The sequence below is a fragment of the Serratia sp. TSO36 genome (assembly GCF_057808395.1).
This window is the reverse complement of sequence record NZ_JBJZOU010000012.1, coordinates 479,571-503,767: the sequence shown is the minus strand read 5'-3', so window position 1 is coordinate 503,767 and position 24,197 is coordinate 479,571. Positions and strand designations below refer to the sequence as shown.

Sequence of the window (24,197 nt, the reverse complement as noted above, 5' to 3'; positions counted from 1 at the left end):
CGGGGTTAACGCCCCGGTGTTTTTTTATGCCCGCAAGAAACGCGTTTACGCTGACTTGGGTTTTCCGCTCAGGTTGGCCCACATGAATTCGCTCACCAGCGCGCTGTGGAACGCCGCCTGTTGCTTGTCGGCGGCGGCGCTGTGCCCGCCTTCGGTATTTTCATAGAAATAGGCCTGCTGATACCCCATCGCCTGCATGCGCGCGGCCATTTTGCGGGCGTGGGCCGGGTTGACCCGATCGTCGCTGGTGGCGGTATAGAACAGCACCGGCGGATAGGCCGTTTTCGCCTGAATGTTGTGGTACGGCGAGAAGGTTTTGATATAAGCCCACTCATCCGGCTTGCTCGGGTCACCGTATTCGGCGATCCACGACGCGCCGGCGGAAAGCTGGGTATAACGCTGCATGTCCAGCAGCGGCACTTCGCAGACGATGCAGCCGAACAACTGCGGATACAGCGTCAGCATATTGCCCACCAACAGGCCGCCGTTGCTGCCGCCGCGCGCGCCCAAATGCGGCGCCGAGGTCACCTTGCGTGCAAACAGATCTTCGGCCACGGCGGCAAAATCCTCGTAGGCGCGATGGCGGTTCTGCTTGAGCGCCGCCTGGTGCCAGGCCGGGCCGTATTCGCCGCCGCCGCGGATGTTGGCCACCACGTACACCCCGCCGCGCTCCAGCCAGGCCGGCGCCTTGCCGCCGAGATAGCCCGGCAGCAGCGGCACTTCAAACCCGCCGTAGCCATACAGCAGCGTCGGCGTGCTGCCGTCCGGTTTGAGATCTTTGGCGGCAATCTGGAAGTACGGCACGCGGGTGCCATCCTTGGAGCGCGCAAAATGCTGGCTCACCCGGTAGCCTGACGCGTCAAAATCCTGCGGCGCCTGTTTCAGCAGCGTCGCCTCACCGCCGTCGAGATTGCCCATGTACAGCGAGGTCGGCTGCAGGAACCCGCTGACGGTCAGGAAATAGGCGTTGCTCTCTTCGTCGATGCCGCCGGCGGAAAGGGTGCTGATGGCGCCGGGGTTGCCCAGCGGGCGACGTTGCCAGCTGCCGCCCTGCGGCGTCAGCACTTCCAGCCGGTTGACCACGTTATCCATGATGCTGAGGATCAGATGATCGCGGGTGCCGCTGTAGCCGCTCAGCGCCTGCTCCGCCGTTGGGGTAAACAGCGGCTGCAGCTCGCGCTTGCCCGCCAGATAGTCATCGAAGTTGGCCGCCAGCAGCGCGCCGGACGGATAGCGCTTGCCGCCCACCTCCCAGTCGCTGCTCGGTTTAATCAGCAGCCATTCACGGTGCGTATCCAGCTCGGCGTCGGCCGGGATGTCGATTTTGATCTGCCGGCCGTCCTGAGCCAGCAAGAAGTAGTCGCGGCGATAGAAATCCAGGCTGCGGCCGACGAAATCGCGCTCAAAGCCCGGCGTGCGATCGTGATAGGCGAAGACCGCCATGTCCTCGGGCTGCGCTTCGTACAGCGTTTCGGCGGCGCTCAGCGGCGTGCCGCGCCGCCAGCGTTTGGCGATGCGCGCGTAACCGGACTGGGTCATCGAGCCGGGGCCGAAATCGGTGGCGATGAACAGCGTGTCCCGATCGACCCAGGAAACCCGGCTTTTCGCCACCGGCACGTTGAAGCCGTCCTTGACGAAGCGTTTGGCCATCAGATCGAATTCGCGGATTTCGGTGGCGTCGCCGCCGTCCGGCGACAGCTGCATCAGGCAATAGCGGTATTCCGGCGCCAGCGGCTGCGAGCCTTGATAAACCCAATCCTTGCCCTCCGCCTTGCCCAACGCATCGATATCCAGCACCGTTTCCCAGGCCGGTTTGGCCTTGCGGTACTCGTCCAGCGTGGTGCGCCGCAGCAAGCCGCGCGGGTTGGCCTGGTCCTGCCAAAAGTTGTAATAGTACTCGCCGCGCTTGCTCACCCACGGGATCTGGGTGTCTTTATTGAGGATATCCAGCACCTCGCGCTCAATGCGCTGAAAGTCTTCGCCCTGGCCGAAACGCGCCACGGTGCGCTGATTTTCCTGCTGCACCCATTGCAGCGCTTTTTTACCCTGCAGCTCCTCCAGCCACAGGAATTCATCGCCGGCGGCCGCGCCGCCCTCCGCCGCCATCGCCAGGCGGATACTGTTGGGTAATGAAGTCATCGCGAATACGGCTCCTGCGGTTTGCGCACTGAGTTTAATAAACTGACGTCGATTGGTGACCGGCAAAATCAAGCTCCTTTTGAGTCGGCTGCAACGCCGCCCCGTCGTGGGCGACAGCCTGTGAAATAAGCGTCATTTTCAACAAGGTAGGCGTTTGGCGGCGCGGAGTCAAAGCCCACGGCCGCCGCGTTGAGTCAGGATTGAGGGTAGTGGATCAGATCGTGGATACGCACCGTTTGTGAACTGGCGTTGCGATAAGCGTGCGGCCGATCGGCCTGAAAGCGCATCGCCTCGCCGGCGGCCAGGCTGTGCCATTCGCCGTCTATCGCCAACTCCAACCGGCCGCTGATCACGATGACATGCTCGATCACGCCCGGCTCATGGGGCGACGACTCGCTGAGCGCGCCCGGCGCAAGATCGATGACGAACATATCGAAACCCAGCGGGCGATCGTAGGGAAACAGCGGCACTACGCGCATGTCGGCGTTGTCCTGATCGTAGACCGGCAGATCGCCGTAGCGGTGCAGCGTCGCCTGCTGCTGCGCGGGAGAAGCCTCGAGAAAGGCGGAGAACGCCACGTTGAAACCGGTGGCGATCTTCCACAGTGTCGCCACCGTCGGGCTGGACTCGCCGCGTTCGATCTGCCCGAGCATCGCCTTGCTGACGCCGGTGTATTCCGCCGCCTGCGTCAGGCTCCAACCGCGCTGTGCGCGCAGCGTGCGAAGGGTGTGTGCCAAATGGCCGGCAAGTTCCTGCATCCAGTTCTCCTCTGCGTGTCGAGCCCGATTATACCCGCTTGTGCGCTATAGCGCACGATGCTATGCTGTTTTCTTGTCGTGCGTTATAACGCACAATCACCGATTGGAGCACCTCATGCGCCCAGCCCTCTCCCTGCGCCACCTGACCCTGCCCGCCGTCATGGCCGGCTTTGTCGCCGTTCTGGTGGGTTACACCAGCTCTGCCGCAATCATTTTCCAGGCCGCCGCCGCTGCAGGCGCCACGCCGGCGCAGATCGGCGGCTGGCTGAGCGCGCTGGGGATCGCGATGGGCGTCACCTCGCTCGGACTGTCGCTTTACTATCGCACGCCTATCCTCACCGCCTGGTCGACGCCCGGTGCGGCGCTGCTGGTCACCAGCCTGCCCGGCACGCCGATCAACGAGGCGATCGGGGTGTTTATCTTCGCTTCCGGTCTGATCCTGCTGTGCGGCGTCACCGGGCTGTTCGCCCGCCTGATGGACTACATTCCGCAGGCGATTTCCGCCGCGATGCTGGCGGGGATCCTGCTGCGTTTCGGCCTGGACGCCTTCGCTTCGCTGCAGCTCAATTTCCCGCTGAGCGCCGGCATGGGGCTGGCCTATCTGCTCAGCCGCCGTTATCTGCCGCGCTACGCCATCGTGCTGACGCTGGCGGCCGGGCTGGCGATCGCCGCGCTACAGGGCGATATCCAGCCGGCGCAACACGCGCCGGCGCTCGCCATGCCGGAATTTATCGCGCCGCACTTCAGCTGGCCGACGCTGCTGGGCATCGGCGTGCCGTTCTTCGTGGTGACCATGGCTTCGCAGAATGCGCCTGGCATCGCCACGCTGCAGGCGGCGGGCTACCGCGTCCCCACCTCACCGCTGATCGCCTGGACGGCGCTCACCGCGCTGCTGCTGGCGCCGTTCGGCGGCTTCTCGGTGTGCATCGCCGCGATCACCGCCGCCATCTGCATGGGCCCGGACGTGCATCCCGATCCGCAGCGCCGCTATATGGGCGCGGTGGCCGCTGGCGGCTTCTACCTGTTGGCCGGTCTGTTCGGCGGCGCCATCGGCCTGCTGTTCAGCGCGCTGCCCCTCGCCCTGATCCACACCATCGCCGGGCTGGCGCTGCTCGGCACCATCGGCGGCAGCCTGCAGCGCGCGCTGCATGATGAGAAACAGCGCGACGCGGCGCTGATCGCCTTCCTCATCACCGCCTCCGGCGTCACGTTACTGGGCATCGGTTCGGCCTTCTGGGGCATCGTCGGCGGCGCGATCGCCCATCTGCTGCTGTCGCTGCCGCAGCGAACAAGCCAAGCATAACGGGCGGTCTACATTGACAAGTGCCGCCATGGCGCCTTCACTTTCTCTGTCGTCTTGAGATCAATTCACAAAATAAGTGACGCCGTCACCAAGGAAGCCTATGACTGAGAAAGCTGCGCTGTTGGCTCAGCGCCTGATACGCAATGTCGAACGAGTAGATAAGCGGCACGATCGGCGGCCGCCGCTGTATGACAGCGTCGGCGCTCGCCTCGGCACCGGCACCGCCGCCGACAAGCTGGGCGCCTCTTTCGATTGTGTCGCGCCGGGTATGCGCTCCTGCCCCTACCATTTTCACTACGCTCAGGAGGAAATGTTCATCATTCTGGAAGGCAGCGGTACGCTGCGGGTGGCCGGAGAAATGCTGCCGATCGTCAGCGGGGATGTCATCTTCATTCCGCCGGGCCCGGAATACCCGCACCAGATCATCAACACCTCCGATGCGCCGCTGAAGTACCTGTCCGTCAGCACGCGCGAGCAGCCGGAGCTGGTGATGTACCCGGATTCCGGCAAATACCAGGCGATGGCGCGCGGCGCAGACGGCCAGCAGGTGCGCTACCTGCAGCGCCCTTCAACCTCGCTCGATTACTGGCAGGATGAACCCTGAGTCGCCGCCCGGCAGCGGGAGATCCAGCGCGCGCGCCGCCAGCTCAGCGACGCGAAAGTCGATGTCCGCCGCCTGCCCGTCTTCCATGAACCAGGCGGCGGACAGCCCCGACCAGGCCAGGATCCATTGCAGCAAGCGCCGGCGCTCCAGCCCGGCCAAGCGACAGACCTGTTCCACGCGGCGCTGGAAAATGGCCGGATCGGTGGCGATGCCGTAGTTGGGATTGCAGAAGATATTGGCGTAGTCGAAGCCCCGTTCGCCATACAAACGCTTGGGATCGATCGCCAGCCAGCCGCGTTCGCCGAAGTCCAGCACGTTGTCATGGTGAATATCGCCGTGCAGCACGCTCTCTTCTCGCGGGCTGTGCAGCAATTCTGCCGCCGCCGTGGCACAGAGACGCAGCATGCCGCCGTGCGCCTGCGCCGCCGGCCACAGTGAGCTGAACCACTCCTGCAACGGGATCAGCTCGGGCAACGGTTCCGCTCGCGGCGCATGCAAGGCGGCGATCGCCCGGCACAGGATTTGCGTGGCCTGCTCATCGTCGCCGTCACGCACCAGCTGCGCCAACGAGCCTTCACCCTGCGCGCGCTCCAGCAGAATGCCGTCGTCATGCCACGCCAGCACCTGCGCGGCGCCTTTCCCACGCCACCAGCACATCAGTTGGCCACCGAAGCGCTCCTCCTGCTCGCGGGCGATCTTCAGCATCGCCGCCTCGCCCCGGTAACGCACCGGCATCAGCAGACTGCTGTGGGTTTCGAAGGCTTTGCCGTCCTGTTCCAGTTGCCAGCGTTGCAGGTAGGGAGTAAAAAGCGGGTTCATCGTCTCATGCGTCCTTGTGGCCGATCTGCGCCGCACTGTCACATTCAGGTGAAAGACGACGTATAAAATAAAGAGGGATGATACTCTCAAATATCATCGGTGCGCGGCGTCTGGCCGCCGTTTCCTCAGTATCCTAACCAAGTTTGTCGATTTTATTAACCGGTCTTGCGCGGGGTTTGATCATGACATCATTAAAACGCACGAATTATCCGCAGTTGCCTACGCCGGGCGGCCCCTATGTGCATGCGGTGCGCCACGGCGATCGCCTGTACGTGTCGGGATTGACGGCCTTCGCCACCGACGCGCAAGGCTTGAGCGCGCCGGAGCAAACGCAGGAGATCCTCGAGCAGTTAGCCACTATCGCCGCCAGCGAAGGCGTTAATCTTAAAGCGTTGATTAAAATCAGCGTGTTCCTGACAGACATTGCCGATCTGGCGGGCGTGCGCCCGGTGCTGTTTGACTATTTCGATGGCGCGCTGCCGGCCTGTTCATTGGTGGCGGTCAGCGCGTTGTTTTCACCGCAGGTGTGCGTAGAGATAGAAGCGGTGATGGCGTTGCAATAATGCGCGGCTAGAGCGCGCCCTCATCCGGCACGCAGGGGCCGATCTTGAACCAGGCTTTGGCGATCCGCCCCTGTTCCACTTCGTAAATGGCGATGACATCCATTTTGCCACGCCCCTGCGGGAAGTTGCGCGTCACCACTTCCTGATCGACCACCATGTTCCCCACCGCCATGCGTTTTATCCGTTCACCGTACAGACTTGGCTCCTGGAAACGCACCAGATGCCGTTCGCGGATCGCCGCCTTGCCGCTGGCCAGCAACGTGTCGGGATGCTCGTAATACTGCGCGTCGTCCGCCCAGCAGGCCATGAAGGCGTCGATGTCGCGGGCGTTATAGGCGTCAAGCTGTTGTTGAACCACATCCTGCGGGCGTGCCGTTTTATCGTTCATCACATCCTCCTGCCGAAGTTAACCGCCGCATGTATCGAACCCATCACGTTAACCGCCCAGTGCTGCAGCTTGATGACACGGCGAATGTTGAATAAAAACCCAAAAATAGCGAATAAATAACCTACCACGCCCAATAGACAATTCAAGGCCCGCGCACAAATTTTCTGCCCCGCGCCAGGGGCGGGGAAAACCGCATGGCACCGCGCGTTAATCTTTGCGGCGGCGAGGGAAATTCTGCTAATTTAGCGTGAACAGCCTGATGATAACGAAACGCTATGCAGCAAAAACCGGTGTTGGACGAAGCCAGACAGTTAAAGCGACTTAACGCCGCCACGCGGCGTCAATCCCATATGTATAAATGGATCGCGCTGATTGCGGCGCTGGATGCGCTGCTGGTGTTTTGGTATGACCGGGATATGCGCAACGTCACCTTCTCGGGAGCGGTTGCGCTGGTGTGCGGCTATCTGTGGATCCGCGATCGCAACAAGGCCCGGGGCTACCGGCGCGAGTTCGACCGCAAATTCGGCAAGCGCAGCGGCGATTAAGGCTGCATCGCTTCCAGCACTTTGGCGCTGTCGACGATCTGCACGAACTTCACGATTTTGCCGCCGCGCAGCGTATAAATATGCGCAAAAGAGGCGCTGAAGGATTTGCCGGTGGCACGGTAGGTGCCGTGATAAAAACCTTGCGCGATCACATTGTCGCCAGCGTCGTAAAAGTGGTCGACATCGGCGCGGTAACCTTGCCATTCGCTGCCCAGGCGCTGATGCACGTTCTTGATGATGTTCTCCGGGCCAATATAGGTACCGGCGTAGGGGAAGCCAGCGGCCTCGGTCCACTCGGCATCGGGGGCCAGCGCCGCCAGCAGATTACGGCCGTTTTCTTCGGAACTGCCTTCATAGGTTGCGCGCACTATCTCAAGAGGGGTTGGCATGTCTCTTCTCCAATGGCTGATGAGGATATTCCGGCCATCTCCGCGGACACAGGCTCTCACCAAGCGGAGACGGCGGAATGCGGCTATTCTAGGTTGCTTGTTTCGCTGCAAAAACCGCAGTTATGACAATAGTGGGTTGCACTTTAGTAAACAATAGCCGTTTTGCTGTCATTCTCCCGGCATCCGGCGCGGCTATGCTGATTGACCGATTTCCCCCAACAGGAGCTGAACGTGTCTTTACCTTCGCTGACGCAAGAGCTGTTACAACCTTTCTCACCCTATCAGGCGCTGGCGCAAACGTTGCTGCCGCTCACCCTCGAGTCGGACGATGGTTCGCATGACGTCGCACATCTGCACCGGGTCTGGAAGAACTGCCGCCGGATCAGCAAGCTGGAAGGCGGCGACCGGCGCATTCTCTGTGCGGCGGTGCTGCTGCACGACGCCGTCGCGGTGGAAAAAAACTCGCCGCAGCGCCATCTGGCCTCGCGCATGGCGGCGGACCAAGCCACGTTGACGCTGACCCGGCTGGAGTGGGCGCCGGCGGATATCGCGGCGGTGGCTCACGCCATCGAAGCGCACAGTTTCTCCGCCGGCATCCCCCCGCAAACGCTGGAGGCGAAGATCCTGCAGGATGCCGATCGCCTCGACGCCATCGGCCTCATCGGCGTGGCGCGCTGCTTCTATATCGGCGGCCGCATGCGCAGTGCGCTGTACGATGCCGCCGACCCGCGGGCCGAACATCGTCAATACGACGACAAACGTTTCAGCCTGGACCACTTCGAAACCAAGCTGTTCAAACTGCAAGACGGCTTCCAGACCGCCGCCGGGCGGCACATGGCCGAGCTGCGCACCGAACGCATGCGACGCTTTGTCGACGATCTGCTGGAAGAGGTGTAATGCCGGCTTACCGCGCATTTCGTTATGCCCATAACATTTTCGGTCACATAACACCGTTAAACTGAAAGCCAACTTCACCGAACGGGCGGCACAGATGAAAAAGTTGACGTTGAAAGAGATGACGGAAAGCGAACAGCGGGAAGTGAAAACCGAACTGGACAAGGCGCGCAAAAGCCATGGCAGGCCGCTGACCAACGCCGAACAGCACAAGGTCAAGGATGAAGTGGTGGCGCGCATCATGGCCGCCAGAGCGAAGCTCGCCAAGGCGGAGCGTGCAGAACGCAAGGCCAACCGCTATCGGCCGAGCGGCGACACCTTCAGTTGGTCCGCCACCATCGGCTCCCGCCCGCCGCGCTGAACCAGCCAAACTCTCCCCGCCGCTGCGGGGATTTTTATTTATTAGCCAAACTCATCCTCGCTACCGAATCATGAATAACAATGTTATCAATCTGTTGTAAATTGACAGCCTGATGAAGACTATTCATTATCACCCCACTTCCCCTTTTCACGAGACCGCCATGGCCTACCCACGCAACGCTGACATGCTGATGATACCTGCGTTGCCCGTTGGCGGTTTGGCGGCGGTTAAATCGAAGAAACAGACGCTCATTTGACCGGGGCGAGCTGTCCCGTCAGATGAGCTGACTGGATGGCACGCAACGCCCCGCCTTCAATTTTCTCATCTGGCTTCTCTGTCGGTCACACAGAAGGAATATTTTATGGCCTCATTTTCGGGTATTTGGGTGGCGATGGTTACCCCTTTCAATCACGATGCCGTCGATCTGCCGGCGGTGAAACGCCTGGCGCGGCACCTGCTCGACGCCGGCATCGAGGGTCTGGTGGTCTGCGGCTCCACCGGTGAAGCCGCCGCGCTGAACAAAGAAGAACAGCTGGCGGTGCTCGACGCCGTGCTGGAAGTAGCGCCCGCACACCAGGTCGTGATGGGCCTTTCCGGCAATAACATGGCCGCCACGCTGCAGATGCAGCAGGCCATTCAGCTGCGCGACATCGCCGGCGTGCTGATCCCGGCACCTTACTACATTCGCCCTTCGCAATGCGGCCTGATCGATTATTTCACCCAGTTGGCCGACGCCTCCAGCGTGCCGGTGATCCTGTACAACATTCCGCAGCGCACCGGCATCGCCATGGAGCTGGCCACATTGCGCCGGCTCGCGCGCCATCCGCGCATCACCGCCATCAAGGACTGCGGCGGCAACCCTGACGCCACCATGGCGCTGATCGCCGACGGCGAAATCGATGTGATGACCGGGGAAGACAATCTGATCCTCACCACGCTGTGCCTCGGCGGCACCGGCGCCATCTCCGCCGCCGCGCATGTTCACCCGGAACGTTTCGTGCAGCTGGTGCAGCAGGTCGCCGCCGGCGATTTGGCCGCGGCGCGCAGCAACTTCTATGAGCTGCTGCCGATGATCCACCAGATGTTCAGCTTCCCGAATCCGGCGCCGGTCAAGACGGTGCTGGCTCAGCAGGGGCTGATCGCCAACGAGCTGCGCTCGCCGATGCAGGTAGCGCCGCAGGCGTTGCAACAGCAGATCGCCACAACGCTGGCGCAGCTGCAGCCCGCCGAGGCGATCATCGGTTAAATTTGTTAGCTAAGCCGCTGTAATTTTGGCGCTATGGGACTACGATGAGAGGTTAAGCATGCCCGTCATTCGTCATCAACAAGGAGCTTCCGATGAAACTGTTCTATAAAGCCGGCGCCTGTTCGCTGTCCCCGCATATCGTGCTGCGTGAAGCAGGGCTGGATTTTACGGCGGAGAAGGTCGATCTGGCGCAGAAGAAGACCGAGAGCGGCGCCGATTACCTCGCCATCAACCCCAAGGGACAGGTACCGGCGCTGCTGCTGGATGACGGCAGCCTGCTGACCGAAGGCGTGGCGATCGTGCAATACCTGGCGGACCGCGTGCCCGATCGCAACCTGATCCCGGCGGCGGGCACCCTGTCGCGCTACCACGCGATCGAATGGCTGAACTACATCGCCACCGAACTGCACAAAGGGTTCAGCCCGCTGTTCAACCCGAAAACGCCCGAGGAATACCAAACCATCGCGCGCGCCAAGCTGGAGCAGCAGTTCAGCTATCTGGATTCGGTGCTGGCGAAGCAGCACTTCCTGTTGGGAAGCCGTTTCAGCGTAGCCGACGCCTACCTGTTCACCGTGTTGCGTTGGGCGTTCGCCCTGCAGTTCGACGTGCGCAAGCACGCCCATCTGGCGGCCTGGTTCGATCGCGTTGCGGCGCGCCCGGCGGTAGATGCGGCGCTGAACGCCGAAGGATTGAAGTAAAGTTTCAGCCCCGGCGGCTGTCGCCGGGGCTCGATGCACTTACAGCTTTACCGCTTTGAATTCGCTGAGCGGCTGCACGATCCGATCCTGCGCCGCCACCACCTGCAGTTCGTATTCGCCCATCTCCTGCGTGGTCAGCATCACCTCATACACGGCGGCGGTCACGTGCTCCAGCGCTTTGTCCAGCGCCTCGCCCTTCAGCAGATCCACCAGCAGCAGACCGCTGGTCAAATCACCGACGCCGACCGGCTGACGCGCGCCGAAGTCCACCAGCGGCCGGCTGATGTGCCAGGCCTCGTCCGCCGTCACCAGCAGCATTTCGAAGCAGTCGGCGTGATAGCCGGCGCGGGCCAGGTGCTTGACCAGCACCAGCCGCGGCCCCTTGGCGATCAGCACGCGGGCGGCCTGCACCGCATCGGCCACGTTGGCGACGGCCATCTGGCTCAGCATCTCCAACTCCAGCAGGTTCGGCGCCATCATGTCGCTGCACGGCAGCGCCTGGCGGCAGTGAAACTCGGCCACGCCCGGCGCCACGATGCAGCCCTTTTCAGGATGCCCCATCACCGGATCGCAGAAATACCAGGCGTTCGGGTTCGCCTGCTTAACCTGACGCACGATCTCCAGAATATGGTCGCCCTGTTCCGGCGAACCGATATAACCGCTCAGCACCGCATCACAGCGTTGCAGCTGCTCGATTTTGGCAATACCCTGCGCGATCTCGGTCAGGTGGCTGGCAGGCATGACGCAGCCGGTCCACTGGCCGTATTGCGTATGGTTGGAGAACTGCACCGTGTTCAGCGGCCAGACATTGACGCCCATGCGGCGCATCGGGAATTCAGCCGCACTGTTGCCGGCGTGACCAAACACCACGTGCGACTGGATAGAAAGAATGTTTTTCATCGGAACAACTGACCTCGCCATGCCGTGTGCATCAGCCCGCGGCGAAATGATAATGGGTGCACGACGCTAAAACGTCATGCCGGCGCTGTTAAAAACAAGAAATGAGAGGGATTTTTATGCTTTCGACGGCGGCATATTGTAGCGAAAAGTCCGATCCAAAAAAAGCCGCGGGCCTGCAGCCATGGCTTCGACAGAGAGAAAAACCCGATCCACGCCAAGATATTTACGATAGTGGACTGCCACTATAGGGTTGCCCCAGTATCGAGCCTTTCGCCGCAGTGCTTTTACACAGAGGACAACCGCATTTTCGGCAGAAACAGAATTTCCTCATATTTCGCCGCATTGCAATAACCCGGTTTTGAACTGTACTTGTTGATGCTTATTTCTATGTCAACACAGGGGTTAACATGAGTTTATTGTCGTCACAACAGGATGTGGCCATCCTTTTTTACGCCACGCTCGGTAAAAAAGCCGATAGCGCCGCCTTGAACTTCTTTGCCCGCCAGTTGGAATCGGGGCAGTACAGCAGAGATCAACTGGCAGAAAAATTCATCCAGTCTCAGGATGGACATCATCGCTACGATGGCCTGACAACATCGCAAAAAATTCAATACATCTATAAAAATACGACAGGCGCGGATCCAGCGCCCGCAGTGCTGGCCACGCTGGTCGCGCAAGCCAATGCAGGAAAAACGCTGGGGCTGATTACCAAGGATCTCATCGCCGGCGTGAAAAGCTATATGGGCGACGCTGCGGCATCGGTCGCACAGCAACAGCATCTGTTTGATATTATTGATACAACCTTACACCCCGCTTTGTCCCCCTATCCCGCCAACGCCGAAGCGGCAGCCGATATTCAAGCTCTGTTTTACATCGTAGGCAGCCTTGCGGTGGCGGAAGGCGTCAATTACTGGAGCCAGGTTCTGGCGACGGGAAAAGCCGACGCCAGCTATATCGCCGGCCGTTTCGTCGATACGCGCAGCGCGTTGACCACGTTAAGTAATGAAGACTTCGTCAAAACCGTCTATAAAAATACGTTCGGCGTTGATGCAGGCGCAAGCGAGCTCGCCAATTACGTCACCGGGTTGAATAATCATACCGAAACGCGCGGCGACGTCATCATGCGTCTGATCGCCGATATTCGTAACGACACTGCCCATGACACAGCCAAACAGGCTTTTCTTAATGCTACCCATGTCTACGCTGCGGGTGAGATGGCTGCGACCAACTATCAGGAAAGCGTGGCGCTGCTCTTTCTGCAACTGGGGAAAAAGGCCACGCTGGAATCAACCGGGTTGGACAGTTACAGCAAATTCCTCGCCGCGGGAAATTCCGAGCTTGATCTGCTGACCATTCTGGCTAAATCCTCCCCCTTCAAAGATGCCGCAGACTTCGCCAGGGTTTATCACGAACTGTATTACGGCCCGGCGCTGAGCGAACTGCAAAAACAGGCAATTTTGCTCAAAGCCGGCAATAATCCGCTGCAGGCGACGCTGAATATTTTGCATGCGTTCCGTAACGGGGAAGCGCCGCTGGAGGGCGGAGTCAGCCCCAGTCACGAGCAACTCGTCAATCTCGAATACAAAATTGGCAGCGAGCTGGGGTATCAGATCCGTGGCAACGTCACGATGTCGAATGCCGACGGCGCCCTCAACGGCAGCCTGAATACCGGTAAGCAACATACGTTAAGTCATGCGGAAATCAGCCAACTGCGCGAGATCACCCTTAACGCGGAGGTCGGCTCCGCGGTCGATCTCAGCTTTGCCAAATCGTTGCAAAAAGTCACGCTGCAGGGCGATTTTGCCACCAATGACGCAATGCTGCAGTCGCTGAGAAACCTGAATATCACTCTCATTCTTAGCGAGGGCAATCTGCTGAACGCCCCCGAAGGGATTAACTTTACCAACGTTAAGAACAGCACCGTCGTCGCCGACCGGCTCGATATGACGACGGCGGCCGCGCAAATCAATCTGGCCGCCGGGAAACATCAGCTTGTCTGGCAAGGCAATGCCACCGCCGACAGCGGCAATAGGGTCAGCAGTGATTTCAAAGCGACGGCGCTTAATAGCGATCCCGAGACATCTTACTACAGTGTCTCAGCCAATTTTTTCACCAAGGTCGTCCACCTGACGGCCAGCGCCGGCGGTGGCTATGATGCTGAAATCACAAATAACGTTAATCAGTTCCTGTACTTCAACTATGTAGATTTGACCCATTATCGCGGTACCGGAGAGATTTATCTTAACGGGCAGCGGGTCGCCACCGAAGGCAACAAGGTCTTTGACTTTGGGTTGTTCACGCAAGAAGCCACCGTCTCCCATCCGATTTACGGCAACATCAACTCGCTAAAACAAGGCGAAATGGCGCAGCCCAATGCTTCGCAAAACGCTACGGGATCGGCTGGGGGGGTAATTACGGCCTACTCCGGAGATTTAACGCTGCTCAACGTCAGCAGCGGGCAATTTACCCTCGGCGGCGACTTGACCGCGAAAAGCCGTATCCATATCAGCGATACGGCGCAAAGCGACGACAGCTTTAAATTGTTCTTTACCGATGCGGCTAGCCATACGGTAACCAACCTCAATATGGGTACTTTCAGCTTTACATCGAACCATAAAGAAACGCTCGAAATCCGTATGGGCAGTAATCTCGACATTGTGCAAAATCGCACGTTGACCCTGAGCGGCGGGGACAACTCGATTAGCACGTTGATGCTGAGCGGCTATATGTACACAGGCGATAAGCCGCTGGTGCTTAATCTGACCGTCGCCGCAGATTTTAGCGATAACCTGAAGACCATCATAGGCAGCGAATTTACCGATGAACGCCGTTATTACTCCGACATGAAGCTGTACCTCGTCGCAGAAAAAGGCGGCACCGGCGGCGGCGCTTTCTACAACACGCTAAATACGCTGGCCAATAAAGACGATTTCGCCCATGTCATTGCCGAACTTGCCGGCGACCAGTTAACGGTCGACCGCACCGGATTGACCGTCTATAAAGCCGACGTTAAAGGCAACACGACGCTGGATAGCGCCGGTGCGTTACATTTTACCGATAGCAAAATAGACAATATGGTCACGCTCAATACTGGCTATGCCAACAGCGTCATCTCCGTGGGAGAAACCGATAACCCATGGGTTTTCTCCAAGACAGGAGACAAGACCGCAACCTTGTACGGCAGCGCCACCACCCAAGCTGAGTTACAAAATGCGTTCAGTGGCCTGAATGCGACGGACAATGCCCAAGCGCTGTTCTCGCAGGTTCTGGCGAAGATGACCAACGGCGCCAGCGCCAACAACCTGGCGGAAGTCGGATTGCTAAAGTTGGACAAATCGCTCTATGTCATCGTGGACAACAATCATAACCAAACGTTTGACGCCGATGATGTGGTGTTCTCGATCGGCAATCAGGATCCCTATCTGGCTGCCGTCTCTCTGCATTACCACTCGCCAGCCATTACCGTGAACGGTGTTGCGGCCGAAAACTCGCTGCCGGAGGCGTTTGCCTAATCTTCATCCGCGCCATGTGATAAAAAAAGCCCGGGGATCTCCCCGGGCTTTTCACGTCATATAGGCTGACTGACGCTTACTGCCAATCCACCAGGCAGTAGTGTTTCTTGCCACGGCGCAGCAGCGTGTAGCGGCCGAACAGACGGTCCGCATCGCTGAAGCGGTATTCGGCATCCGATTGTTTCTCGCCGTTGATGGTCACCGCGTTGGAGCCGATCATGGTGCGCGCCTGGCCGCGTGACGGCACCAGTTCGGCATTCACCAGTGCCTGCTGCAGATCGGCGTCGCGCTCCAGTTTAATGGTCGGCATGCCGTCCTGCGCCAGCTGGGCGAAGTCCGCTTCGGTCATGTCGTGCAGCGCGCCGGAGAACAGGCTCTGAGTGATGCGCTTGGCGGCCGCCAGGCCTTCCGCACCGTGCACCATGCCGGTCACTTCTTCCGCCAGCACGTACTGGGCGCGCGGCGCCTTGCCGCTGTTCTTGTCTTCTTCCTCCAGCGCGTTGATGTCTTCCAGGCTCATGAAGGTGAAGAACTTCAGGAAACGGTAAACGTCGGCGTCGGCGGTGTTGATCCAGAACTGGTAGAACTTGTACGGACTGGTTTTTTCCGGCGCCAGCCAGACCGCGCCGCCTTCGGTTTTACCGAACTTGGTGCCGTCTGCTTTGGTGATCAACGGCACGGTCAGGCCGAACACCTGCTTCTGGTGCTGACGACGCGTCAGATCGATGCCTGAGGTGATGTTGCCCCACTGATCGGAGCCACCAATCTGCAGCTCCACCTGGTGGCGGTTATACAGCTCGGAGAAATCGTAGCCCTGCAGCAGGTTATAAGAGAACTCGGTGAAGGAGATGCCGGAGTCGTCGCGATTCAGGCGCTGCTTGACCGCTTCCTTGTTGATCATCTGGTTGACGGAGAAGTGCTTGCCGATGTCACGCAGGAAGGTCAGCACGTTCATGCCGCCGAACCAGTCGTAGTTGTTGGCCGCGATAGCGCTGTTGCTGCCGCAGTCGAAATCGAGGAACGGGGAAACCTGCTTGCGGATCTTCTCGACCCACTCGTTCACCGTATCGGTGGTGTTCAGCTTGCGCTCCGCCGCTTTGAAGCTCGGATCGCCGATGAGGCCAGTGGCGCCGCCCACCAGTGCTACCGGCTTGTGGCCGGCCAGTTGGAAGCGCTTCAGGCACAACAGAGGAACCAGATGGCCCAAATGCAAGCTGTCAGCGGTCGGATCGAAACCGCAATACAGTGCAATTGGCCCTTGCGCCAGTCGCTCCGCTAACGCTTCCTCATCCGTAACCTGGGCAACGAGGCCCCGCTCTTGCAGTTGTTTAATCAAGTTGCTGCTTGCCATCAATGACTCCATGTATAAACGAATGCACCTTTGCCGGTACACGGCCTTTCGCCCAGTGGCGAAATAAAAATTCAGGGTAGCGCATAGAATAAAGCGCCGGCGGCGTCAGCACCAGCGCTTAGAGGGGATTTTCCGTCTTCAGGGTGCCAGTCGGTCAATTTTCCAGTCATTCCCGTCCCGCTGATACAGGAAACGGTCATGCAGGCGATGGGCGCCGCCCTGCCAGAACTCGACGGAGTCAAATTTCACGCGGAATCCGCCCCAGAAACTCGGCAACGGCACCTCGCCCTGCTGGAACTTCTGCTTCAGCTCAAGGAATTTGCTTTCCAGCACGCCGCGCGCGGAAATGCGCGACGACTGCTGCGACACCCAGGCGCCGATCTGGCTGTCTTTCGGCCGGCTGTTGAAATACTTCAGCACGTCTAGGGTCGACAGGCGCTCCGCCTGGCCGAGGAAAATCACCTGGCGATCGAGCATGTGCCAGGGGAACAGCAGGCTGATATGCGGGTTGTGCGCCAGCTGCTGCGCCTTGCGGCTGCCGAGGTTGGTGTAGAACACCAGCCCCTGCTCATCGAAATGCTTCAGCAGCACGATGCGTTGATAAGGCTGGCCGTGTTCGTCGACGGTCGCGACGCACATGGCGGTGGGATCGGCCAGGCGCGCGTCGCAGGCCTGTTTCAACCAACGCTCGAACAGTTCGAGCGGGTTGGCGGTCAGATCGTTGCGGCGCAGGCCGCCTCGGGTGTATTCACGGCGCAGGTCCGCAACATCAAACTCACTCTTTTCAATCATCTGGGTTATCGACCAACTGAAAAAATCCGTCGTTACATTCTGCGCCTGCGGCGTCAGGAACTCAATCGCTCCGACGCCGCCGTCGACCTTCACTCCGTCAACACGCAGTCGCTCATGACTACCTTGCCGTTGCGCTCAAGATAGGCGTTACGGTCTTTCGACCAAAAAGTGTATTTGCCGTCGCTGTATTTGGCGCCGGTCAGCGCCAGCACCTGCTTGAGATGCAGCTGTTCGCCGTCCATCAGCAGGCTGACTTCGCTCGCCTTGCCGTCAAGCGCCACCGTCAGCGGCGTGGTGCCGCACTGGTAGTGCATCGTCTGGCTGCTTTGCGGCAGGATGTAGCTGCAGCCGGACAGCGCCAGCGCGCCGGCGACGAAAATGACTTTTTTCATGCTATTGCTCCTTAGAAAAATCCTTCACAGGCTATCCTAACAGAGCTAACGGGCCCCCAATGGCAAAACCGGATAAATCCCACCCAACACCGTTTCACGGCTGGCGCCGGTCACCGAAGGCAGATTGCCGGCCTGGCCGGACAGCGTGCGGAAGGCCAGCCAGGCGAAGGCCAGCGCTTCCATATCGTCGCCGCTGACGCCGAAATCGTCGGTCAGCCCAACCTCCGTACCCGGCAGCAACGCAGACAGGCGCGCCATCAGCAGCGTGTTGCGCGCCCCGCCACCACAGACCAGCAGGCGCTCGCACCCGCCGGCCAGCAATACCTGCTCGCTGATGCTGACCGCGGTCAGCTCCGTGAGCGTGGCCTGCACGTCGACCGGCGCAATCGCCGGCAATCCGGCCAGCTGCCGCTCCAGCCAGGCGATATTGAAATACTCGCGGCCGGTGCTTTTCGGCGCCGGCAGCGCGAAGTACGGATCCGCCAGCATCTGCTGCAACAGCGGCAAGCAAACTCGCCCCTGCATCGCCCAGCCGCCGTCCTGATCGTAAGGCTGCGCGCGGTGGCGCCATACCCAGGCGTCCATCAGCATGTTGCCCGGCCCGGTATCGAAACCGCGCACCGGCGTACCGGGCAACAGCAGAGAAAGGTTGGCGATGCCGCCGACGTTCAGCACCATACGCCGCTCGACGGGATGCCCCAGCAGCGCCTGATGAAACGCCGGCACCAGCGGCGCGCCCTGGCCGCCGTAGGCCATGTCGCGCCGGCGGAAATCGCCGACGGTGGTGATATCGGTCAGCGCGGCGATGCGGTTGTTATCACCGAGCTGCATCGAGAAACGCGCGTCACCCTCCGGTTCGTGCCACACCGTCTGGCCGTGGCACCCGATGGCGGTGATCTGCTCCGCGCCGATGCCGGTTTGCTTCAGCAGGCCGAGCACCGCCTCGCCGAACAACGTGCCCAGCTGCGCGTCCAGGCGGCCGACGGCGGCCAACGTGGTTTGCTGCCCCTGGCACATGCCCAGGATCTCTTTTTTCAACGCCATCGGCATCGGATGGCTATAGCTGGCCTGCTGCGCCACCATGCGATCGTCGATCGCGGCCAATACCACATCGATTCCGTCCAGACTGGTGCCGGACATGACGCCTATATAGCGGCCTGACTTCATAGCAACATCCTCTAACCCGCGCGGTAAGCAAAATTCATCCTGACAAATAAACCAGAATTGCCGGATTAACGCCATGAATTATGATGCTTTTTTTACGGTTCGTGAGCCAGATGCCCCCCGATGCCGCTGTGGCACGGGTTATGTGTTAAACCGTGCCATAACAGGCGACGGAATGTCGCCAAGGCTGTCATAAAGGTAAACCGCGGTTTATTATTGGTTGAACAGAGAAAAGTTAAGCTGCATGCAGCGATGAAGCATGGCGGTGTGTCAACTTTCAGCCATACTTTGTCTATCGTTTTCACTGAATCTTGCCTGGGGAGCATTACCAGGTTATGGACTACTACCATCAGGAGTTTTGTATGATCAAGCGTCTTCTCGTCGTTGCCGTCGCCGCCGTTACGCTGGCCGGCTGTGCCAATGAATCCATGTCCGGTGATGTCTACTCGTCCTCGCAGGCCAAGCAGGTGCAGAACGTCACCTACGGGACGCTGGTTTCCGTGCGTCCGGTTAAAATTCAGGGCGGCGAAGGCTCCAACGCCATGGGGATGATCGGCGGCGCGGTGATTGGCGGGCTGTTGGGCAACACCGTTGGCGGCGGCACCGGTCGTACGCTGGCTACCGCGGCGGGCGCTATCGCCGGCGGCGCGGCAGGCAACAGCATCGGTGAAGTGGCCGGCCGTACCTCCGGCTACGAGCTGGAGATCAAAACCGACCAGAAAGAGAACATCGTGGTGGTGCAGAAAGCGGGCGACACCAAGTTCAGCCCTGGCCAGCGCGTGCGCATGGCGCGCATGGGCGACACCATCACCGTTTCCCCGCTGTAAGCCAGCCGGCGACAAGCGGCAAACCGGAGGCAATCGCCTCCGGTTTTATTTCTGATGCTGTGAAACTGTAATCGTAGAAAATAAGAATATTATTATTTGTTCTGCAGTTCGGTGATATTTTGTTCTAACTTGCCAATCAGCCCTACCAACAGATGCACTTCGTCGGCGGTAATGCCGCTTAAAATCTCACTGCGCGTAGACGTGATCACACTGTCCACTTCCCTGATGATCGGATCGGCCGCTTCGGTCAGCTTGATGCGCTTCGCGCGGCGATCGTTGGCACAGGTGTGACGCGTGATCAGCCCTTTCTCCTCCAGTTGGTCCAGCGTACGGACCAGTGACGGTTGCTCGATACCGATCGCCTTGGCCAGCTGGATTTGTGACTGCTCCGGCGGCAAGCGATTGATATTGTGCAAGGTGACCCAATGCGTTTGGGTCAGCTCCAACGGCTTGAGCCGATGATCGATGAGCGCGCGCCACACACGAACTAATCGTGCTAAATCTGAACCTAATGTTGACTCCACTTCCCCCTCCTTATAATTAGCATGCTAACATTACCTCCCAGAGCTTAGACTATTTTGGGTAACTCACATTAAAAACACAAATGTATATAATGTATATTGTGGAAATAGCCACTATTTTTAGCCGCTATTGTTTAATCGTTATGCAAATATTCAACATATTCACCCTTAGGGATTGTTAATGTGAATACATCATGGTTACACACCTCATCTCCCTTACCCGATTTGGTCCTGGGAGCATCGCTTTATTTTCCACCTATATTTAAAGCTTTTTTACTAGGACTGCTCTTATGGCTGCTGATTCATCAGCTGCTGAGAGACTGGATGTATTCCGGTGAAATCTGGCATCCCATGTTGATGGACCTGTCCATTTTCGTTCTGACCGTCAGCGGTTCCTTATGGATTTTAGCGAGTTGGTAACCCATGCAGCATAAAACATTAAAATACTTCTCTACGGTGATCGTCTGCGCCATTGCCGTCTGCGCCGGTTGGTGGCTCTGGAATTATTATATGCAATCCCCATGGACCCGTGATGGAAAAGTGCGCGCCGAACTCGTCAATATCACCCCTGAAGTCTCTGGAAGATTAGAGAAAATAAGCGCGAATGACAATCAGTTCGTACCTGCGGGAAGTCTGATTTTTACCCTCGACCCGGTGCCCTACCAGATTGCGCTGGACAATGCCGAGGCCGCGGTGGCAAAAGCGCAATCCGATCTGGCCAAAGCGGACCACGAGGCTGTCCGCCGCCGCGGTTTACCGCGTAACGTTATTTCCGCTGAAGATTTGGACGAGTCAAATTTAGCCGCGCAGGCAATGAAGGCCGCCTATAAAGCCGCCCTGGCCAATCTGGAACAGGCCAAATGGAATTTGAGCAAAACCAAAATTTACGCGCCAACCGACGGTTATATCACCAACCTGCAGGCGCGGGTCGGGAACTACGCCAACGCCGGTACGCCGCTGGTGGCGTTGGTGGATGTGCATTCGTTTTATGTGCTCGGTTATTTCGAAGAAACCAAGCTGAAGCATATAAAAGAAGGCAATAAAGCGGACATCGTTTTATATAACGGCAACACGCCGCTACAGGGGGAAGTAGAGAGCATCGGCCGCGCCATTTACGATCAGAGCGTTGACAGCAGCAACGATCTATTAATGGACGTTAAGCCTAATGTTCCTTGGGTGCGTTTGGCCCAGCGCGTGCCGGTACGGATAAAATTGCTCAACGTGCCCGCCGATTTGACGCTGGTCGCCGGCACCACCTGCACCATTTCGATTCATCAGCGGAACTAAAGTGTGAACCTGCCTTTTTTGGAGTGGAACCGCACCCCCTGGGGTAAGGCGACCGGCGGCCAATGGCGCTATGCGCTGCGCAACTCGCTCGCGATGTGTCTGGCGCTATGGGTAGCCTTCGTGCTCGAACTCGACGAACCCTATTGGGCGCTTACCTCCGCCGCGGTGGTGAGCTTCCCCACCATCGGCGGCGTGATCAGCAAAAGCATCGGCCGCATCTTCGGCAGCCTGGTGGGCGCCGCCGCGTCGGTGGCGATCGCCGGCCACTGCCTGAACGATCCCTGGCTGTTTACGCTGTTCATCGCCGCCTGGATCGGGCTGTGCACCTACGTCTCCAACCATTACCAAAACAACGTCTCTTATGCCTTCGCGCTGGCGGGCTATACCGCCGCCATCATCGCCTTCGGCACGGTCAACGTCACCGATACCCAGCAGATCTTCGATATCGCGCAGGCGCGGGTTTGCGAAGTGATCACCGGCATTCTGTGCGGCGGGTTGATGATGATGATCCTGCCCAGCACCTCGGACGGCGAAGCCCTGCTGACCTCGCTGCGGCGCATGCAGCTGCGCCTGCTGGAGCATGCCGCCATGCTGTGGCAGCCGGAGATCACCGCGCAGATGCGCACCTCGCACGAAGGGGTCATCGGCCAGATCCTGACCATGAACCTGCTGCGCATTCAGGCATTCTGGAGCCACTACCGGCTGCGGCGGCAAAATAACCTGCTCAACTATCTGCTGCACCAACAGCTGCGCATGACCAGCGTTATCTCCAGCCTGCGCCGCATGCTGCTGAACTGGCCGGATCGCCCCGCCAATCTGATGCCGGTGCTGACACAACTGCTGGACGAGTTGCGCGATCCCGCCACCGACAAATACCGTTTGGCGCGCCTGCTTCAGCAGATCGCCCCGCAAGAGGCTACGGACTACCGCCATCGCGCCTTCTGGCTGCGGCTGCGCGATTTCTGTTGGCTTTACCTGCGCTGCAACCGCTGGCTGCGGCGGTTGGAAAGCGCCACGGCGGTCAGCGATCTCCAACCGCCGCGCGTCACTTCGCTGGCGCGCCATACCGACAGCTACGAAGCCGCCTACAACGGCCTGCGCACCTTTTTGTGCATCGTGATCGGCTGCGCCTACTGGATCAACACGCAGTGGGACGCCGGCAGCGCGGCGCTGACGCTCACCGCCATCAGCTGCGTGCTCTACTCTTCCACGCCTTCGCCGATCAACAGCGTCAGCACCTTGCTCAAGGCGGTGCTGCTGCTCTCGGTCGCCTGCTTCGTGGTGAAATTCGGTTTGATGATCCAGATTGACGACTTCTGGGTGTTCTGCGCCTTCCTGTTCCCGATCCTGGTGACCATGCAGATGCTCAAGCTGCAGAATCCACCTTATGCCGCGCTCTGGGGGCAGCTGATCGTCTTTATGGGCTCGTTCCTGACCGTCAGCAATCCGCCGAGCTATGACTACCAGTCCTTTATCAATGACAACATCGCTAAAATCGTCGGCGTGCTGCTGGCCGGGCTGGCGTTTCAGATCCTGCGCCCCAGCTCGGACAAACGCAAAAGCCGCCGCATTATCCGCGCGCTGCGGCGCGACTTTATCGATCAGTTGAGCAAACGGCCGCAGCAGAGCGAAAGCCAGTTCGAATCGCTGATCTACCATCGCATCAGCCAGCTCAATCAAAGTCAGGATCAGGACGCTCGCACCTGGCTGCTGCGCTGGGGCGTGGTGCTGCTCAATTGCAGCCACATCGTCTGGCAACTGCGCGACTGGCAAACCCGTTCCGATCCGCTCTCGGCGGTGCGCAACGTCTGTATCCACTGCCTGCGCGGCATCATGACGGAGAAAGGCGTGCAGCACAGTTCGCTGGACGCCACGCTGCAGGAGTTGCTGCGCATGAGCAACGCGCTGGCGCACCACCCGGAACAGGCGGCGCGCGATCTGGCCGGCCTGATCTGGCGGCTCTACTGCTCGCTGCAGCAGTTGCAACAGGCGATGGGCCAGCCCGCCGCCGTACTGGCCGTTAGCGGCGGATAATCACTTGATCACACCGCAGGCGAAGCGTTCTCCGCCGCCGCCGAGCGGTTGTGGATGATCCGAATGGTTGTCGCCGCCGGCGTGCACCATCAGCGCTTTACCCTCAATGTCGCTGATTTTTTTCAGCCGCGGCGCCAACACCGGATAGTTCGCCATGCCGTCGGCGGTCACATAGATGGCCGGAAGGTCACCCAGGTGCCCGTCGGCATACGGCCCGAGGTGTTTTCCGGTCTTTTGCGGGTCGAAATGTCCGCCGGCCGCCAGCGCCGCCACCGCTTTGCCGTCCTTCATGCCCGGCTCGCAGCTGCCTTTCTCATGCACGTGGAAGCCGTGTACCCCGGCCGGCAATGCTTTCAGGCTCGGCGTGAACAGCAGGCCATACGGCGTTTCGCTGATGGCCACCTTGCCGATGTCCTGACCGATCCCCTGCCCGGTCACCAGGTGCATCTCGACGTCGGTTGTCGCCGCCTGAGCCGCACCACACGCCATCAGGCCGAGCGCTGCATACCAATAACGTTTCATCAATCAGTCTCCTTAATGACTATATCGAGCTATCAGTATAGGAGAGCCTGCGCCGGCACTGTTAACCAACGCACAATCTCGCTAATTTGATTCGCGGGCCTAATATTTAACACTAATAATAATTCTACCGATGTTGGTCCTCTGACCAGCTGTCGTTCGGCTAACGTTGTTTCCCTGTTTCCACCGCC

Annotated in this window: 25 protein-coding genes; 13 read left to right on the top strand and 12 right to left on the bottom strand. The window is 59.5% G+C overall.

Annotation, left to right across the window (positions count from 1 at the left end):
• Window positions 1-45: 45 nt before the first annotated feature.
• Both ACK3CV_RS11855 and ACK3CV_RS11850 read right to left on the bottom strand, forming a co-directional pair.
• The gene (locus ACK3CV_RS11855; RefSeq protein ID WP_164038316.1) at window positions 46-2,139 is read right to left on the bottom strand and encodes a prolyl oligopeptidase family serine peptidase; all 2,094 of its coding nucleotides are present in this window, start codon (window positions 2,137-2,139) and stop codon (window positions 46-48) included.
• Window positions 2,140-2,333: 194 nt separating this feature from the next.
• Window positions 2,334-2,897 (bottom strand): helix-turn-helix domain-containing protein, encoded by a 564-nt coding sequence (locus tag ACK3CV_RS11850; protein WP_164038313.1) that lies wholly within the window; start codon window positions 2,895-2,897, stop codon window positions 2,334-2,336.
• A gap of 115 nt (window positions 2,898-3,012) precedes the next feature.
• Here ACK3CV_RS11850 and ACK3CV_RS11845 point away from each other — a divergent pair, with 115 nt between their 5' ends.
• Entirely contained in the window at window positions 3,013-4,200 is a 1,188-nt protein-coding gene (locus ACK3CV_RS11845; RefSeq protein WP_164038311.1) for a benzoate/H(+) symporter BenE family transporter, read from the top strand.
• Window positions 4,201-4,300: 100 nt separating this feature from the next.
• Window positions 4,301-4,804, top strand: coding sequence for a cupin domain-containing protein (locus ACK3CV_RS11840; protein WP_033638403.1), 504 nt, complete (start codon window positions 4,301-4,303; stop codon window positions 4,802-4,804).
• Here the strand turns inward: ACK3CV_RS11840 and ACK3CV_RS11835 are convergent.
• Window positions 4,769-5,623, bottom strand: a complete 855-nt coding sequence (locus tag ACK3CV_RS11835; protein ID WP_060420865.1) for an aminoglycoside phosphotransferase family protein — start codon at window positions 5,621-5,623, stop codon at window positions 4,769-4,771. The genes ACK3CV_RS11840 and ACK3CV_RS11835 overlap by 36 nt on opposite strands.
• A 182-nt stretch (window positions 5,624-5,805) precedes the next feature.
• Here ACK3CV_RS11835 and ACK3CV_RS11830 point away from each other — a divergent pair, with 182 nt between their 5' ends.
• On the top strand, window positions 5,806-6,186 hold the full coding sequence (locus tag ACK3CV_RS11830) for a RidA family protein (protein ID WP_038874872.1): 381 nt from the start codon (window positions 5,806-5,808) through the stop codon (window positions 6,184-6,186).
• Between the two features lie 7 nt (window positions 6,187-6,193).
• Here ACK3CV_RS11830 and ACK3CV_RS11825 read toward each other — a convergent pair whose 3' ends face one another.
• On the bottom strand, window positions 6,194-6,574 hold the full coding sequence (locus ACK3CV_RS11825) for a nuclear transport factor 2 family protein (RefSeq protein ID WP_033638401.1): 381 nt from the start codon (window positions 6,572-6,574) through the stop codon (window positions 6,194-6,196).
• A 275-nt stretch (window positions 6,575-6,849) separates the two neighbouring features.
• Between ACK3CV_RS11825 and ACK3CV_RS11820 the strand changes: the two genes are divergently transcribed.
• Window positions 6,850-7,119, top strand: coding sequence for a hypothetical protein (locus ACK3CV_RS11820; RefSeq protein WP_004938382.1), 270 nt, complete (start codon window positions 6,850-6,852; stop codon window positions 7,117-7,119).
• Here the strand turns inward: ACK3CV_RS11820 and ACK3CV_RS11815 are convergent.
• Complete coding sequence (locus tag ACK3CV_RS11815) at window positions 7,116-7,508, bottom strand: nuclear transport factor 2 family protein (protein ID WP_033638399.1); 393 nt, start codon at window positions 7,506-7,508, stop codon at window positions 7,116-7,118. The two genes, ACK3CV_RS11820 and ACK3CV_RS11815, sit on opposite strands and share 4 nt — an antisense overlap.
• A 201-nt stretch (window positions 7,509-7,709) precedes the next feature.
• Between ACK3CV_RS11815 and ACK3CV_RS11810 the strand changes: the two genes are divergently transcribed.
• From ACK3CV_RS11810 to gstA, 4 genes are all read left to right on the top strand, one after another.
• Entirely contained in the window at window positions 7,710-8,405 is a 696-nt protein-coding gene (locus ACK3CV_RS11810) for an HD domain-containing protein (RefSeq protein WP_164038309.1), read from the top strand.
• 94 nt (window positions 8,406-8,499) lie between these two features.
• The gene (locus ACK3CV_RS11805) at window positions 8,500-8,763 is read left to right on the top strand and encodes a YjbD family protein (protein ID WP_004938373.1); all 264 of its coding nucleotides are present in this window, start codon (window positions 8,500-8,502) and stop codon (window positions 8,761-8,763) included.
• Window positions 8,764-9,124: 361 nt separating this feature from the next.
• Complete coding sequence (gene dapA / locus ACK3CV_RS11800; RefSeq protein ID WP_164038306.1) at window positions 9,125-10,009, top strand: 4-hydroxy-tetrahydrodipicolinate synthase; 885 nt, start codon at window positions 9,125-9,127, stop codon at window positions 10,007-10,009.
• 92 nt (window positions 10,010-10,101) lie between these two features.
• On the top strand, window positions 10,102-10,707 hold the full coding sequence (gstA, locus tag ACK3CV_RS11795) for a glutathione transferase GstA (protein WP_033638396.1): 606 nt from the start codon (window positions 10,102-10,104) through the stop codon (window positions 10,705-10,707).
• A gap of 39 nt (window positions 10,708-10,746) precedes the next feature.
• Here gstA and pdxY read toward each other — a convergent pair whose 3' ends face one another.
• Window positions 10,747-11,607 (bottom strand): pyridoxal kinase PdxY, encoded by an 861-nt coding sequence (gene pdxY / locus ACK3CV_RS11790; protein WP_164038303.1) that lies wholly within the window; start codon window positions 11,605-11,607, stop codon window positions 10,747-10,749.
• Window positions 11,608-12,014: 407 nt separating this feature from the next.
• Here pdxY and ACK3CV_RS11785 point away from each other — a divergent pair, with 407 nt between their 5' ends.
• On the top strand, window positions 12,015-15,119 hold the full coding sequence (locus ACK3CV_RS11785; protein WP_164038301.1) for a DUF4214 domain-containing protein: 3,105 nt from the start codon (window positions 12,015-12,017) through the stop codon (window positions 15,117-15,119).
• A gap of 76 nt (window positions 15,120-15,195) precedes the next feature.
• Here the strand turns inward: ACK3CV_RS11785 and tyrS are convergent, their stop codons facing one another.
• The 4 genes from tyrS to anmK form a co-directional block, all read right to left on the bottom strand.
• A complete protein-coding gene (tyrS, locus tag ACK3CV_RS11780; RefSeq protein WP_033648189.1) occupies window positions 15,196-16,470 on the bottom strand; it encodes a tyrosine--tRNA ligase in 1,275 nt (424 codons plus the stop codon).
• Between the two features lie 138 nt (window positions 16,471-16,608).
• Window positions 16,609-17,262, bottom strand: a complete 654-nt coding sequence (pdxH, locus tag ACK3CV_RS11775; RefSeq protein ID WP_033638763.1) for a pyridoxamine 5'-phosphate oxidase — start codon at window positions 17,260-17,262, stop codon at window positions 16,609-16,611.
• 89 nt (window positions 17,263-17,351) lie between these two features.
• On the bottom strand, window positions 17,352-17,654 hold the full coding sequence (locus ACK3CV_RS11770; RefSeq protein WP_004931294.1) for an MliC family protein: 303 nt from the start codon (window positions 17,652-17,654) through the stop codon (window positions 17,352-17,354).
• A 45-nt stretch (window positions 17,655-17,699) separates the two neighbouring features.
• Window positions 17,700-18,821 (bottom strand): anhydro-N-acetylmuramic acid kinase, encoded by a 1,122-nt coding sequence (gene anmK, locus ACK3CV_RS11765; RefSeq protein ID WP_033638392.1) that lies wholly within the window; start codon window positions 18,819-18,821, stop codon window positions 17,700-17,702.
• Between the two features lie 359 nt (window positions 18,822-19,180).
• On the opposite strand from anmK, the gene ACK3CV_RS11760 reads away from it, so the two are divergent.
• Entirely contained in the window at window positions 19,181-19,645 is a 465-nt protein-coding gene (locus ACK3CV_RS11760) for an outer membrane lipoprotein (RefSeq protein ID WP_033638390.1), read from the top strand.
• A gap of 92 nt (window positions 19,646-19,737) precedes the next feature.
• Here ACK3CV_RS11760 and slyA read toward each other — a convergent pair whose 3' ends face one another.
• Window positions 19,738-20,169 (bottom strand): transcriptional regulator SlyA, encoded by a 432-nt coding sequence (gene slyA, locus ACK3CV_RS11755; protein ID WP_004931301.1) that lies wholly within the window; start codon window positions 20,167-20,169, stop codon window positions 19,738-19,740.
• A gap of 180 nt (window positions 20,170-20,349) precedes the next feature.
• Between slyA and ACK3CV_RS11750 the strand changes: the two genes are divergently transcribed.
• From ACK3CV_RS11750 to ACK3CV_RS11740, 3 genes are read left to right on the top strand one after another with little or no spacing between them, the layout of a single operon-like run.
• Window positions 20,350-20,586, top strand: coding sequence for a DUF1656 domain-containing protein (locus ACK3CV_RS11750; protein ID WP_049234481.1), 237 nt, complete (start codon window positions 20,350-20,352; stop codon window positions 20,584-20,586).
• Window positions 20,587-20,589: 3 nt separating this feature from the next.
• A complete protein-coding gene (locus ACK3CV_RS11745; protein ID WP_086579740.1) occupies window positions 20,590-21,453 on the top strand; it encodes an efflux RND transporter periplasmic adaptor subunit in 864 nt (287 codons plus the stop codon).
• A gap of 3 nt (window positions 21,454-21,456) precedes the next feature.
• Window positions 21,457-23,487 carry an FUSC family protein gene (locus ACK3CV_RS11740; protein ID WP_164038298.1) on the top strand — a complete coding sequence of 677 codons (2,031 nt, stop codon included), beginning with the start codon at window positions 21,457-21,459 and terminating at the stop codon, window positions 23,485-23,487.
• On the opposite strand, the gene sodC is transcribed toward ACK3CV_RS11740, so the two are convergent.
• A complete protein-coding gene (gene sodC, locus ACK3CV_RS11735) occupies window positions 23,488-24,009 on the bottom strand; it encodes a superoxide dismutase family protein (RefSeq protein WP_033648185.1) in 522 nt (173 codons plus the stop codon).
• Window positions 24,010-24,197 lie beyond the last annotated feature (188 nt).

Bases quoted from the DNA above. Each gene is read 5' to 3' on its own strand.
- ACK3CV_RS11855 (WP_164038316.1), bottom strand. From the start codon at position 2,139: ATGACTTCATTACCCAACAGTATCCGCCTGGCGATGGCGGCGGAGGGC.
- ACK3CV_RS11850 (WP_164038313.1), bottom strand. From the start codon at position 2,897: ATGCAGGAACTTGCCGGCCATTTGGCACACACCCTTCGCACGCTGCGC.
- ACK3CV_RS11845 (WP_164038311.1), top strand. From the start codon at position 3,013: ATGCGCCCAGCCCTCTCCCTGCGCCACCTGACCCTGCCCGCCGTCATG.
- ACK3CV_RS11840 (WP_033638403.1), top strand. From the start codon at position 4,301: ATGACTGAGAAAGCTGCGCTGTTGGCTCAGCGCCTGATACGCAATGTC.
- ACK3CV_RS11835 (WP_060420865.1), bottom strand. From the start codon at position 5,623: ATGAACCCGCTTTTTACTCCCTACCTGCAACGCTGGCAACTGGAACAG.
- ACK3CV_RS11830 (WP_038874872.1), top strand. From the start codon at position 5,806: ATGACATCATTAAAACGCACGAATTATCCGCAGTTGCCTACGCCGGGC.
- ACK3CV_RS11825 (WP_033638401.1), bottom strand. From the start codon at position 6,574: ATGAACGATAAAACGGCACGCCCGCAGGATGTGGTTCAACAACAGCTT.
- ACK3CV_RS11820 (WP_004938382.1), top strand. From the start codon at position 6,850: ATGCAGCAAAAACCGGTGTTGGACGAAGCCAGACAGTTAAAGCGACTT.
- ACK3CV_RS11815 (WP_033638399.1), bottom strand. From the start codon at position 7,508: ATGCCAACCCCTCTTGAGATAGTGCGCGCAACCTATGAAGGCAGTTCC.
- ACK3CV_RS11805 (WP_004938373.1), top strand. From the start codon at position 8,500: ATGAAAAAGTTGACGTTGAAAGAGATGACGGAAAGCGAACAGCGGGAA.
- dapA (WP_164038306.1), top strand. From the start codon at position 9,125: ATGGCCTCATTTTCGGGTATTTGGGTGGCGATGGTTACCCCTTTCAAT.
- gstA (WP_033638396.1), top strand. From the start codon at position 10,102: ATGAAACTGTTCTATAAAGCCGGCGCCTGTTCGCTGTCCCCGCATATC.
- pdxY (WP_164038303.1), bottom strand. From the start codon at position 11,607: ATGAAAAACATTCTTTCTATCCAGTCGCACGTGGTGTTTGGTCACGCC.
- ACK3CV_RS11785 (WP_164038301.1), top strand. From the start codon at position 12,015: ATGAGTTTATTGTCGTCACAACAGGATGTGGCCATCCTTTTTTACGCC.
- tyrS (WP_033648189.1), bottom strand. From the start codon at position 16,470: ATGGCAAGCAGCAACTTGATTAAACAACTGCAAGAGCGGGGCCTCGTT.
- pdxH (WP_033638763.1), bottom strand. From the start codon at position 17,262: ATGATTGAAAAGAGTGAGTTTGATGTTGCGGACCTGCGCCGTGAATAC.
- ACK3CV_RS11770 (WP_004931294.1), bottom strand. From the start codon at position 17,654: ATGAAAAAAGTCATTTTCGTCGCCGGCGCGCTGGCGCTGTCCGGCTGC.
- anmK (WP_033638392.1), bottom strand. From the start codon at position 18,821: ATGAAGTCAGGCCGCTATATAGGCGTCATGTCCGGCACCAGTCTGGAC.
- ACK3CV_RS11760 (WP_033638390.1), top strand. From the start codon at position 19,181: ATGATCAAGCGTCTTCTCGTCGTTGCCGTCGCCGCCGTTACGCTGGCC.
- ACK3CV_RS11745 (WP_086579740.1), top strand. From the start codon at position 20,590: ATGCAGCATAAAACATTAAAATACTTCTCTACGGTGATCGTCTGCGCC.
- sodC (WP_033648185.1), bottom strand. From the start codon at position 24,009: ATGAAACGTTATTGGTATGCAGCGCTCGGCCTGATGGCGTGTGGTGCG.